This is a genomic window from Bacillus cereus group sp. N21 (assembly GCF_016483395.1).
GTDB lineage: Bacteria > Bacillota > Bacilli > Bacillales > Bacillaceae_G > Bacillus_A > Bacillus_A pseudomycoides.
This window is the reverse complement of the sequence record NZ_JAEHBX010000011.1, coordinates 15,446-27,727: the sequence shown is the minus strand read 5'-3', so window position 1 is coordinate 27,727 and position 12,282 is coordinate 15,446. Positions and strand designations below refer to the sequence as shown.

The window sequence follows — 12,282 nt, the reverse complement described above, 5'->3', positions numbered from 1 at the left end:
TCTCAATAGTTTTTGTTAGCAGTATCCGTAACCACCACCAAAGCCACCATAGCCGCCGCCATATCCACAACCGCCACCGTAGCCACCACCGAAGCAGCTAGCACCGATGATAATCAATAAAATAAACAATACGATTAGAAGCGCAAAACCGCCTCCACAGCCGTGTCTTATGTGTCTATGGTGATGTTCATGTCTGTCATCGCATCTGTCATCGCACTTATCACTCATTACTCTATTCCTCCTTTAGTATCATTCGTAACAACAAGGGGATCCTATCATGTTCTAAATGAGCGGATTCAATTTATATTATGTTTACATGGGAAATCGGGAGCTTGTTTTTCCCAAAAACAGGCTTGTTTTACGAAAAGATACAACGAGACCTTGGATTTACTGATAAACCATCAATAAAGAATGCAATGCCTGCGAATCACAAAAGAACCTACGATAATTGAATCATCGTAGGCTCTTTATCCCGCTATTTGTGGGCAGTAACACTCCCACCTCATTCAGTGAAAGCAAAGAAGTTAAGCAGGTGATGAACTGCCCGTAAAAGCCCGATTGGTGAGGGCTAATAATCAGTGAGGGATGAAGCTCCCCACTGATTAAAGTTTCACTTTATATACGCTGTACAAACAACTTTCCTTCTTGCAATATACGCTTTTGTAGTTGTTGATTAGAGAGTGTATTTAAATGTACCACATCAAATTTCACTCTTCCCTCCAGCTCTTCTGTCAACTCAAAACATAACCATTGAAATTGTTTGTGCGAAGCATTCTTCGTTTCAATCGCAATGTGATGACTACATTGATCTGTTACTTCTTTCCTTACGTGAGGCCCAAAAATATATGCAACTTTTACAAATGACACCTTTAACAAATATGCTTGTATAACCCGCAATATATCTTCCTGCTGCCTCATACATTCACCTCTCACATACAATCCGTTTTCTCGTAATCTCTTCTAATCTTTCCCGGTTTACGCCATATCCAAACCCAAGCTCTTTTGGAACAATTACTTTCCCGCCTTGCAATGTTACTTCTGGTGAAATAATATCTCGCTCCCAGTGTCTACTTGAAGCTGAAATATCACCCGGAATCGTAAAGTTTGGGAGTGATGCTAACGCAATATTTTGCGCACGTGAAATCCCCATTTCAACCATACCGCCGCACCAAACAGGAATACCATGTTCCTTGCAATAATCATGAATTTGGATTGATTCTGTTAAACCGCCAACTCGTCCCGGTTTAATATTTATAATGCGGCAGCTTCCAAGTGTAATCGCTACTCTTGCATCTTCTAAGCTATGAATACTCTCGTCCAAACAAATAGGTGTCTCTATTTGTTTTTGGAGCTTAGCGTGATCGAGAAAATCGTTATCCGCTAAAGGCTGTTCAATCATCATTAACTGAAATTCATCCAATCGTTTTAATCGCTCAATATCCCCTAACGTATACGCTGAATTTGCATCGACCATTAATGGAACCTTTGGAAAGACTCTTCGTATTTCCTTTATTAGCTCATAATCAAATTCCGGTTTGATTTTCACCTTAAAACGTTGATATCCTTCTTCTGCATACATTTCAATTCGTTTTAACATATTAGAAATCGTATCTAACCCAATCACAACACCGACTTCAATTTCTGACTGTGTTCCTCCAAGTAAAATCGCTAATGACCTGTTTTCGTGTTTCGCATACAAATCCCATACAGCGCCTTCTATTCCCGCTTTTGCCATACGGTTACGCTTTATATGCTGAAAGAGACTCGGAATTTCATTTGGATGTGTAATTTCAGCTTTCAATACATCTGGTATTAAAAAATCTTGAAGCATATGAAGTGCCGTTGTTACAGTTTCTTCTGTATACCATGGTTCTGAGAACGCAACAACTTCCCCAAACCCGATATATCCGTCCGTATCCTCAAGTTCAATGACAATACTTTCCCGCGTTTCATACGTTCCGTAACTTGCTGCAAAAGGAATCACAAGAGGCATTTCTGTTACATAAAGCGTCGCCTTTTTAATTCTCATTTACATCTCCTCCAGCAGGTGCCTTAGTTCCCGTCTTAACAATTTTTTCGAAGCATTACGTGGTAATTCAAGTAAGAAATGCACTTCTCTCGGTACTTTATATCGCGCTAATTTTTCTTCACAAAATTTAATCAGTTCTTCTTCTGTTATATCGGCAGCCTTAACAATAAACGCAGCAGGCACTTGTCCCCACTGTTCGTCTGCTTTCCCAACAACTCCAGCTTCCACCACTTTAGGATTTGCAAGTAGTACTTCTTCAATTTGCGCTGGATAAATATTTTCTCCGCCTGAAATAATGAGATCACTACGACGATCTAATACATATAAAAATCCTTCTTCATCTAAATACCCAAGATCTCCAGTATGAAGCCAACCGTCTATTATTGTTTCACGCGTTGCGTCTTCACGTTTAAAATAGCCATGTGTCACATTCGGTCCTTTTACAACAATCTCTCCTTCAACATTCGGTGGCACTACTTCTCCATCCTTCTCAATTCGAAGCTGGCATGAGAAAAGCGGTTTTCCTGCTGAACCAACTTTCGTTAACATGTAATCAGCTGAAAGTGTGCAAATTTGCGAGGATGTTTCTGTCATACCATATGTTTGGTACACAGGGATTCCTTTTGTTACACATGTTTCTAAAAGTGGCTTTGGTGCTGGTCCTCCGCCTAATAACATGCAACGTAAAGAGCTCGGATATGTTTCCTTCCCAAGTCTTTCTAATAAGTCCATTAACATCTTAGAAACGACAGATATGATTGTTATTCCCCGAGTTTTTATTGCCTCATGAATGAAATCAGGATCATATTTCGGAACGAGTAAAATCCGCATACCGTACATAATATTTTTCATTAACAGAGATAATCCGCCTACATGAAACATTGGCATGCACGCTAACCAACAATCATCATCGCGAAGCCCTAAGTTAAGTGATGATCCAACAGCACTCGCCCAGTGATTACCGTATGTTAAGATAACCCCTTTCGGTTTTCCTGTTGTTCCTGACGTATAAATAATTGTCATCGATTCTTCTAAGGAAAACTCCTCTTGAACGACTGCAGTTTTCTTCGGTCCGTTCACTACCTCTTCAAATGCATATACTAGTACCTGTTCTGTTTCAAATTCTTGGTCCGTTACTAAGCAAACAACTTCAGCATCATCCATTTGCCAAAGTAGCTCTTCTCTTGAAAGACGTGTATTTAGAAGTACAGCTACTGCCCCAATATAAGATAAGGCGTGAATTACTGTAATCATCTGGGTACCATTTTTCATCAGAACAGCCACTTTTTGACCTTTTTCTATCTGTAAGTATGAAAGGTGTTCACAAATAGATCCTACTTTTTCATGCAGTTCTAAAAATGTAATCTTCTCCTCTTTTGTCTCAATCGCAGTGCGCTCTGGTGTTAAAAAAGAACGTTGCATTAACCAATTGGGCATTGTCTCCATTACATATTCTCCTTCCATTAAAGAAAGAGACTTGATGTACAATCAAGTCTCTTGTTTTTGTTTCCGCTTTTAATCTTATCCAGCTACAGCAGCTAGAATAGTCGGTGGCTTTGCTTCTTCCTGCGAGGCAAACTACGCCTCTTCGTCTGAAGCTCCATCCCTCTCCTATTCTGAACGAGCTGCTTCCGCCTTTAATTTCATCCAGCTACAGCAGCTAGAATAGTCGGTGGCTTCGCTGCTTCCTACGAGGCAAACTGTGCCTCTTCGTCAGAAGCTCCATCCCCCTCACATTCTGAACGAGCCGCTTCCGCTTTTAATCACGGAAAACGAGGGAATTGTCCGAAGTCTGGACGGCGTTTTTCTTTGAACGCGTCGCGGCCTTCTTTTGCTTCGTCAGTTGTGTAGTACAATAACGTTGCGTCTCCCGCTAGTTGCTGGATACCAGCTAAACCGTCTGTATCTGCATTGAATGCAGCTTTTAAGAAACGAAGTGCCATTGGGCTGTTTGCTAAGATTTCTTCTGCCCATTGGACTGTTTCTGCTTCTAGCTCTTCTAATGGTACAACTGTGTTTACTAAGCCCATATCAAGTGCTTCTTGTGCACTGTATTGACGGCATAGGTACCAAATTTCACGAGCTTTCTTATGACCTACCATGCGAGCTAAATAACCAGCTCCGTATCCGCCATCAAAGCTACCTACTTTAGGACCAGTTTGTCCGAATACAGCGTTGTCTGCTGCGATTGTTAAATCACATACGATATGAAGTACGTGTCCACCGCCAATTGCATAACCTGCTACCATTGCGATAACTGGTTTAGGGATTGCGCGAATTAAACGTTGTAAGTCTAATACGTTTAAGCGTGGGATTTGGTCTTCACCTACATATCCACCATGACCGCGAACTTTTTGGTCGCCACCAGAACAGAATGCACGTCCACCTTCACCTGTTAAAATGATAACGCCAACATTTGCATCATCACGTGCTTGTGCAAATGCATCGATTAACTCCATTACCGTTTTAGGACGGAATGCATTATGTACTTCAGGACGGTTAATCGAAATCTTTGCGATACCATTGTATGTAGAATAAATAATATCTTCATAATTGCCTTCTTTTACCCATTCAATAGCCATTATTCTTACCTCCTTTTTATTGTGCTAATGGTTGTCCACTAGCCTCTATAAGTTCTACTTTCCTCAAAAGAAAAAAGTGTCACTGTATGGTTTTGAGAAATCCCTCTACTATTGTACCAAACTTTTGCGGTTGTTCCACATGAATTGCATGGCCAGCCCCACCAATTTTGACAAATTTCGCGTGAGGGATGCGTTTTTGTATATTTTGTAAGATGTGAAAGAACTTCTGATCGCTCTCTCCATTCATTAACAAGACAGGCATTTTGAGCTCTTCAAGCTGACTCCACCAAGAAGGCTGGGCTCCTGTTCCCATGCCCCGAAGGCTATTTGCGAGTCCTTTCGGGTTATTAGCAAGTCGCTCTTTCCTTACTTGTTCTTGCACACCTTGTGATAACTTTTTTTGCGTTGCAAACAGCGGGATATTTTCCCATCTATTTACGAAAGCTTCTATTCTTTCTAATTCAATTCGATCTGCAAGCTGTTCATCGCGCGCGCGGCGCTCTTTCCGGTCCGATTCCATCTCAAGTCCAGCTGTGCAGTTCTCTAATAAAAGAGATTTCACGCGGTTTGGATATAAGCATGCCATCGTAATCGCCAGTCTTCCGCCCATTGAATAGCCGAGTATATGTGCTTTTTCAATATTCAAATGATCGAGTAGTGTCGTCATTTGAAGTGCTACATTTTGAATATCATAATGCATAAGTTCCTCGGGACTTTCCGTTTTTCCATGTCCCACAAGATCAACTGTGATGACTTGGAACTGTTTACTCCATGCAGGAACAAACGAATGCCACGTTTCCATGCTCCCCGTAAAACCATGAAGAAGTAGAAGTGGCTCTCCACTACCGACCACTTCATATTCATACATTATACCTTGCAGCGCTACTTTCATTCCGATTCACCTTGCAAAATTTCCGTAGCAACCTTCGATGTACTTGCCCATAAATCACGGTGCAATTGTAAATTCTCTTCTCGGTTTGTACAAATTTCCACAACGTGTAACCCTTTTTCCGTTGTTCCTTTTTTTACTTCATGACGAAATGCTTCCCAGTCATTTACACGCGAGAATGAACCACCGTACATTTTGACAACATGTTCATAATCAAGCCCAAGCGGCGTTCCGAATAATGATTCAAAATGTTCTTTTGACTTGTATTGTGGTAGGAATGAGAAGATGCCACCACCATCATTATTAACAACGACAATTGTTACGTTTAAATCATGTAATTTTGCTGCTAAGAGTCCATTTAGGTCATGATAAAATGATAAATCACCAATGACTAATACGAGTGGTTCACAAACAGTGCTCGTTCCTAAGGCTGTTGAAATAATCCCATCAATCCCATTCACACCACGATTTGCCATGACATGAATTTTTTTATCTATGTTAAAGAAAAATGTATCTGTGTCACGAATTGGCATGCTATTACTGACAAATAACGTCGCTTCCTCTTGTAACACATGCACAATGTCTGTAATCACTTTTCCTTCAAACGCTGTTTCATATGTTTCGATTTCACGAATCTTTTTCTTCGTTGCATCGTTTATATGTTTCCACATCTCGCACCAATCATTCCGTTCTCGCTTTTGCATATTATCTGTCATTGCTTTACAAAACGAGACGTCGCTTGCACATACCACTTCCGTTGCTACAAGAGCTGGATCTCTCCATTTTCCTGATTCATCTACAACAATATGGACAGCAGCCGTTTGTTTCTTTATATATTGCGTTAATGCCTTAGATACTGGCATACCACCGAAACGAATAATGACATCTGGCTTCCATGTATCCTTCAACCATTCATTTCGTAAAAATGTATCATAGCAATCGATTACCAATGATTTATCGTGATTACCGCTCCGAAGACCTGAAAGCGGATCTGCCAAAATTGGATATCCAGTTTTCTCAGCAAGCTGCGTGATAACTTCAGCAATCTCTGGATGACTATCGTCTCCACAAATAATAAGCCCCTTTTCCATACTCAAAAGGCGCTCTGTAAGAGAACTTACATATTCACTCGTCATCGCCATATTCCCTTGATGAACTGCCCCTGTATATTCACCTCGTCCTTTTTCCCATAATTCCTCTAAAGAAAAGTCAGGGATCAACGGCTCCCGAAGTGGAAAATTAATATGGACAGGTCCCCTTGGCGCAAGAGATGCACTTGCAACAGCACGCCCGGCTGTCATACGGGCATAATGATACATCGGCTCTCTAGCTTCTGGCAGTGCCATCTCCATAAACTGTTTCACAAAGGAGCCATATAAGTTCAGCTGATTCATTGCCTGCGGGGCACCAACATCTCTTAGTTCATGTGGTCTATCTGCTGTTAAGACAAGCATTGGCACACGCGAATGAAAGGCTTCACAAATTGCTGGATAATAGTTCGCTGCCGCTGTTCCTGATGTACATAAAATCGCTACAGGACGCTTCTTCGCTTTCGCAATACCGAGCGCGAAAAAAGCAGCTGATCGTTCATCTACATGCAAATATGTTTTTATCTGTTCATGTTGCTCCATTAGCAAGGCTAGCGGCGTTGACCGCGAACCTGGACTAATGACAACATCATATACATATAGACGCGCCAGTTCGTCCACAAATGCGCCTAAATAATATGATAATGCTTCTATATGATTATTCATTTCATTAATTCCTCCAAAGCACCAAGCATCGGTCTAAACTTCAAACTTGTTTCTTCATATTCAAGCTGTGGTACTGAATCAATCACAATACCGCAGCCGGCAAATAAGGATGCCTTGTCACCATTTAATAGCCCGCAGCGCAGGGCTACCGCAAATTCGCCGTTCCCTTTGTCATCTATCCAGCCGATTGGTGCTCCGTACAATCCACGGTCTAATAACTCTACATCACGGATGAGCTTCATCGCAGCGTGGCGTGGCGTACCACCAAGTGCTGGCGTTGGATGCAGTTCTTCCACCATTGAAAGAAGTGATGCTTCACCTTTCGCTTCAACCGGTGTATATAAATGTAGTAAATTTTTTGTTGTTAATAAACCTGGACGCTGCGGAATAGTAACGGATTCACAATGCTCTGTTAATACGCTACGAATCATATTGACTACATAACCATGCTCTGCTAAATTCTTTTCATCATGAAGAAGCGCATCACCATTTTGCTTACTTTCTTCTATAGAATTACCATGACCAATCGAACCAGCAAGGCACATCGATGTAAATTTTCCGCCTTCTTTTCGAATTAATCTCTCAGGCGTTGCTCCTAAAAAGCATGCTCCTTTATAATCGAAGGAAAACACGTAACAATCCGGTTGCCCAATACGGAGCGCCTCTAAAACACGAGCAGAATCAATATTCTGATCCATCGTTAGTTTTAATTCTCTTGCCAATACAACCTTTTGTACAATTCCTTTTTTCATTTCATCCTGCACTTTTACAATTGCATTCATCCAGCTCTTTGGATCAACTTCTACTTTAGAAGTTACTGTTAATTTCGCTTCTGTAAGCGGACAGTTGCATTCTTCTAAAATTCTTTTTTCCAAAGAAACAATTTCTTCATACACTCCCTGTGCAGAGTCTTCAGCTGAAATAAATGTATTCATTGTTAACCATGCTTTTTCATTTTTTACCGTTAAAAGAAAAGCCGGTAACGATAATGTTGTATCTTTAAACTCTTCCCAAAGATCCGTTTGTTCTTTTTCTGGATCAAATGAAAAGCTACCAAATAAAAGTGGACCCGTTCCAAATTCATACTCTTCTCTGTGAACAATTGCTTTCTCTTGCACTTTACTCCACTTTTCGCGGGCATTTTGAAAGCGTTTGTCAGAAGAATTTGCTATAGTGAGAACAGAGCCAATTCCAGCAAATATGACATGCTGAGATGGGTCTGCAAAATAACATCTATTTTTGGATGCAATCCTTTTTCCTGCTGCATAAAAAAGAAGCGGATCCATCCAATCTATTTGTTTTACAAAACTGACCAATGTTTTTTCATTCGTCGCATGTTTAATAGCTGCCAAAATCACTTCTTGTAAATCTTTTTGTTTCGTCTGAATCACAAAGTCTCCCCCCTATGGGCGAAAAATAGTCATAAATACGCTTGATTTTAAGATACACCTCAAACGAAAGCCCTGTCAACGTTTAGCATTTCTGAGAAATTCCCCTTCTCTTCCTAGAAAATAAACGTTGACACTAAATGATGCTTTTCCTACACTTAATTGTGTATATTATGTGACAAGGAGGATTCAACATGGAAATGAAAGTCGAAACGAATTCCTCTCCTATGTCGCCAAAGCCAAGTAAACAAACAGGCTGGCGCATTTGGTGGAGTTTATTACGTCCTCATACATTAACAGCAGCTTTTGTTCCTGTTTTTATTGGAACAGCTTATGCAATGCAAGTAGGGGGTATCAATCAAATACATCTCCCTCTTTTCTTTATCATGCTTCTTGCTTGTCTTCTCATTCAAGCAGCAACAAACATGTTTAATGAATACTTTGATTATAAAAGAGGATTAGATCACGAAGGTTCAGTTGGTATCGGTGGTGCCATTGTCCGTGACGGAATTCAACCAAAAACAGTCCTTAATTTAGCATTTGGATTTTTCGGTATCGCAATGCTTTTAGGCGTTTATATTTGTATGAACTCTAGCTGGTGGCTTGCTGCAATCGGTCTTGTTTGTATGGCTGTTGCTTACCTTTATACAGGCGGCCCACTTCCGATTGCCTATACGCCTTTTGGAGAATTAACAGCAGGATTATTTATGGGTGTTATTATTATTGGTATTTCATTTTTCATTCAGACAGGAACTGTAACATCAGAAATTATTTTAGTATCTATTCCAAATGCGATTTTAATTGGAGCGATTTTACTTTCCAACAACATTCGTGATTTAGATGGAGATAAAGAAAATGGCCGTAATACATTAGCGATTATTGTTGGACGTGAGAACGCAATTGGTGTTCTTGCTTCCATGTTTATTGTTTCCTACATTTGGACAATTGCCCTAATCATTGTCGGAATCGTGTCCCCATGGATGCTGATTGTTTTCCTAAGTGCCCCGAAAGCATTTAAAGCGACAAAAGGATTTATCGGCAAAAGTATTCCAATGGAAATGGCACCTGCGATGATCGCGACGGCAAAAACAAATACAATCTTTGGTTTCTTAATGGGAATCGGACTATTACTTGGTTATTTCCTATAAAAGAGGAGCTGCTAGAGCAGCTCCTTTTTCCATTTTCAAAATATATCGGCGATTTTTTAAATATATCGACCGTTTCTCCTCATATATCGGCACTTCGACACAACATATCGATCGCTCGACATTTTACAACACGATCGACTCACTCAAATACCGGGATATTTCCCGCAATCAAGCTCATACTACATAAAGAAACCGAATTGTAGGAAGGTGGATACTATGTTAACTCCACAACAAATCAATCATTTTAAATCCATTTTAGAAAAGCAACTGCACGAAATTGAACAAACGCTGCAAAGTCATGAAGGCGAAGACCGCGCCTCTGAACGGGAATCTGTTGGAGAATTATCCGCTTATGACAATCATCCCGGCGATATGGCTACCGAATTATATGAACGCGAAAAAGACTTCGGGCTTATTGAATTTTGGCATAAGCAACTGCAAGATACGAAGCATGCCTTACAAAAAATCGAAGCTGGCACATATGGGGTTTGCGAAGTTTCTGGTGAAGAAATTCCACTAGAAAGATTAGAAGCGATGCCAACTGCTACGACCTGTATAGAACATACAACGAATAAATTAAACTTAAGCGCACGTCCCGTTGAAGAAGAATTAGTAGAGCCACCGTTTGGCAAATACGATATGGACAGTGCCGTAGGATACGATGCAGAGGATGCTTGGCAAGATGTTGCTTTATACGGAACATCAGAAACACCATCTGATTTAGAACGCCGCGACTCGAAAAACTTTGATGAGATGTATGTAGATGCTGAAGAACCACGCGGTTACGTAGAAGACTTTGAAAACTTCATCGGAACAGATATGTATGGAAAGAATCCACAGGTGTATGCAACAGAAGAGCATGAAGAATACGAACAGATGCTGGATGATTTTGAAGAACGAACTTATAAAGGTGAGTTATCTCCGAATGAGTCTAGTTCAAAAGAATAAAAAAGCATTCCGAAATTCGGAATGCTTTTTTCTCGCTAGCTAATTAGTTTTTTGTAACGTTAGCAGCTTGTGGTCCACGGTTACCTTCAACGATTTCGAAAGAAACTTCTTGACCTTCTTCTAAAGTTTTGAAGCCGTCGCCTTGGATAGCTGAGAAATGTACGAATACATCGTCTCCACCTTCAACTTCGATGAAACCGAAACCTTTTTCGCCGTTAAACCATTTAACTTTACCTGTTTGCATGTCATGTACCTCCTAAATAAAAATGAAACTATGAATCCACATGAAAAGGTGGATATAAAGGACATGAATGTATCTCAGACCTGATGCCTTGAATTAAACACGCTTTATTTCCGTACCACATTATGTAGCTCAATAGTGATTTCACTATATCACGCTCTATCAAAAACGTCAAATGAGAACACTTTCATTTCAGCATTTTTCTCATATTTTTTTAAAAGGTTCACAAAATATGTAAACTATATATAAAGTGAAACTTTAATCAGTGGGGGTTTTCTTCATCCCCCACTGATTATTAGTTGAACGAATCGGGCTTTTACAGCCCATGCCAAGTGAAAACAAAGAGAGCAAACGCGAGCAGGTCACCTGTTGTTTTTCGTAGCAGTCACTTATATGTTGAACAATCAAAACAGATTTTTGTTTAAAAATTAACAAAACGATAGTTTTCTAATCTCATTAATTTCTGTACAATATTAGTATCCACTACATATGAGGTGAAAATAATGAAAGCACATGAAATTGAGTATAAATTATATGGCGATGATATGCAGTTTGTTGAAATTGAATTAGATCCAGAAGAAAGCGTAATTGCAGAAGCTGGAGCAATGATGATGATGGAAGACCATATTGAAATGGAAACAATCTTCGGTGACGGTGCTGGAAAGTCTAGCGGCCTATTCGGTAAATTAATGGGTGCCGGAAAACGACTCGTTACAGGTGAGAGTATGTTTATGACCGTATTTACAAATACAGGTCATGGCAAACGTCACGTATCATTTGCTGCACCTTACCCTGGAAAAATCGTTCCAGTTGATTTAACAGAATATCAAGGCAAAGTAGTTTGTCAAAAAGATGCATTCCTTTGCGCCGCAAAAGGTGTTTCTATCGGAATTGAATTCACGAAAAAAATTGGTAGCGGCTTCTTCGGCGGTGAAGGCTTCATTATGCAGAAGCTTGAAGGTGATGGCCTTGCTTTCATGCACGCAGGTGGCACAGTATACAAGCGTGAGCTTAAGCCCGGTGAAAGACTCCGCATTGATACAGGGTGTCTCGTTGCAATGACAAGAGATGTTTCCTACGACATTCAATTCGTAGGAAACGTAAAAACTGCGTTATTTGGCGGAGAAGGTTTATTCTTCGCTACATTAGAAGGACCAGGAACAGTTTGGATTCAATCCTTAACATTAAGCCGTTTAGCAGCGCGTCTTACAAGCCCTGCAGCTCAAAGTAGCGGGGAAGGTAGCGTTTTAGGTGGACTTGGTCGCCTTCTTGATGGAAAAGAATAAGGTCCAAATCGCTATGT

12 protein-coding genes are annotated in these 12,282 nt (G+C 40.4%); 3 read left to right on the top strand and 9 right to left on the bottom strand.

Translation table 11 applies throughout. The features are described from left to right. Positions 1-15 precede the first annotated feature (15 nt). The 8 genes from JDS96_RS08660 to JDS96_RS08625 all read right to left on the bottom strand — a co-directional run bounded on the left by JDS96_RS08660 (position 16) and on the right by JDS96_RS08625 (position 8,645). Complete coding sequence (locus JDS96_RS08660; RefSeq protein ID WP_018764638.1) at positions 16-228, bottom strand: YjcZ family sporulation protein; 213 nt, start codon at positions 226-228, stop codon at positions 16-18. 387 nt (positions 229-615) lie between these two features. After that, positions 616-918: a hypothetical protein gene (locus JDS96_RS08655; protein WP_018764639.1), complete on the bottom strand. Its 303-nt coding sequence runs from the start codon at positions 916-918 to the stop codon at positions 616-618. Positions 919-922: 4 nt separating this feature from the next. After that, a complete protein-coding gene (gene menC, locus JDS96_RS08650) occupies positions 923-2,029 on the bottom strand; it encodes an o-succinylbenzoate synthase (protein WP_003201447.1) in 1,107 nt (368 codons plus the stop codon). Beyond that, positions 2,030-3,475 (bottom strand): o-succinylbenzoate--CoA ligase, encoded by a 1,446-nt coding sequence (locus tag JDS96_RS08645; RefSeq protein WP_033796494.1) that lies wholly within the window; start codon positions 3,473-3,475, stop codon positions 2,030-2,032. It abuts the gene before it with no gap. Positions 3,476-3,792: 317 nt separating this feature from the next. Next, a complete protein-coding gene (menB, locus tag JDS96_RS08640) occupies positions 3,793-4,611 on the bottom strand; it encodes a 1,4-dihydroxy-2-naphthoyl-CoA synthase (protein WP_003201443.1) in 819 nt (272 codons plus the stop codon). A 79-nt stretch (positions 4,612-4,690) separates the two neighbouring features. Beyond that, positions 4,691-5,503: a 2-succinyl-6-hydroxy-2,4-cyclohexadiene-1-carboxylate synthase gene (gene menH, locus JDS96_RS08635; RefSeq protein ID WP_199666611.1), complete on the bottom strand. Its 813-nt coding sequence runs from the start codon at positions 5,501-5,503 to the stop codon at positions 4,691-4,693. Further along, positions 5,500-7,254, bottom strand: coding sequence for a 2-succinyl-5-enolpyruvyl-6-hydroxy-3-cyclohexene-1-carboxylic-acid synthase (gene menD / locus JDS96_RS08630; protein WP_199666610.1), 1,755 nt, complete (start codon positions 7,252-7,254; stop codon positions 5,500-5,502). The genes menH and menD overlap by 4 nt, the downstream gene beginning before the upstream one ends. Further along, positions 7,251-8,645, bottom strand: a complete 1,395-nt coding sequence (locus JDS96_RS08625) for an isochorismate synthase (protein WP_199666609.1) — start codon at positions 8,643-8,645, stop codon at positions 7,251-7,253. Before JDS96_RS08625 ends, menD begins: the two co-directional genes overlap by 4 nt. A 191-nt stretch (positions 8,646-8,836) precedes the next feature. Between JDS96_RS08625 and JDS96_RS08620 the strand changes: the two genes are divergently transcribed. Continuing rightward, the gene (locus JDS96_RS08620) at positions 8,837-9,790 is read left to right on the top strand and encodes a 1,4-dihydroxy-2-naphthoate polyprenyltransferase (RefSeq protein WP_003208825.1); all 954 of its coding nucleotides are present in this window, start codon (positions 8,837-8,839) and stop codon (positions 9,788-9,790) included. A gap of 216 nt (positions 9,791-10,006) precedes the next feature. Then, positions 10,007-10,738, top strand: a complete 732-nt coding sequence (locus tag JDS96_RS08615) for a yteA family sporulation protein (RefSeq protein WP_003201460.1) — start codon at positions 10,007-10,009, stop codon at positions 10,736-10,738. A gap of 43 nt (positions 10,739-10,781) precedes the next feature. On the opposite strand, the gene cspD is transcribed toward JDS96_RS08615, so the two are convergent. Next, positions 10,782-10,982, bottom strand: coding sequence for a cold-shock protein CspD (gene cspD, locus JDS96_RS08610; protein ID WP_001193049.1), 201 nt, complete (start codon positions 10,980-10,982; stop codon positions 10,782-10,784). A 500-nt stretch (positions 10,983-11,482) separates the two neighbouring features. Here cspD and JDS96_RS08605 point away from each other — a divergent pair, with 500 nt between their 5' ends. Continuing rightward, a complete protein-coding gene (locus tag JDS96_RS08605) occupies positions 11,483-12,265 on the top strand; it encodes a TIGR00266 family protein (protein ID WP_018764647.1) in 783 nt (260 codons plus the stop codon). Positions 12,266-12,282 lie beyond the last annotated feature (17 nt).

Bases quoted from the DNA above. Each gene is read 5' to 3' on its own strand.
- JDS96_RS08660 (WP_018764638.1), bottom strand. From the start codon at position 228: ATGAGTGATAAGTGCGATGACAGATGCGATGACAGACATGAACATCAC.
- menC (WP_003201447.1), bottom strand. From the start codon at position 2,029: ATGAGAATTAAAAAGGCGACGCTTTATGTAACAGAAATGCCTCTTGTG.
- JDS96_RS08605 (WP_018764647.1), top strand. From the start codon at position 11,483: ATGAAAGCACATGAAATTGAGTATAAATTATATGGCGATGATATGCAG.
- JDS96_RS08645 (WP_033796494.1), bottom strand. From the start codon at position 3,475: ATGGAGACAATGCCCAATTGGTTAATGCAACGTTCTTTTTTAACACCA.
- JDS96_RS08655 (WP_018764639.1), bottom strand. From the start codon at position 918: ATGAGGCAGCAGGAAGATATATTGCGGGTTATACAAGCATATTTGTTA.
- menB (WP_003201443.1), bottom strand. From the start codon at position 4,611: ATGGCTATTGAATGGGTAAAAGAAGGCAATTATGAAGATATTATTTAT.
- menD (WP_199666610.1), bottom strand. From the start codon at position 7,254: ATGAATAATCATATAGAAGCATTATCATATTATTTAGGCGCATTTGTG.
- menH (WP_199666611.1), bottom strand. From the start codon at position 5,503: ATGAAAGTAGCGCTGCAAGGTATAATGTATGAATATGAAGTGGTCGGT.
- cspD (WP_001193049.1), bottom strand. From the start codon at position 10,982: ATGCAAACAGGTAAAGTTAAATGGTTTAACGGCGAAAAAGGTTTCGGT.
- JDS96_RS08615 (WP_003201460.1), top strand. From the start codon at position 10,007: ATGTTAACTCCACAACAAATCAATCATTTTAAATCCATTTTAGAAAAG.
- JDS96_RS08620 (WP_003208825.1), top strand. From the start codon at position 8,837: ATGGAAATGAAAGTCGAAACGAATTCCTCTCCTATGTCGCCAAAGCCA.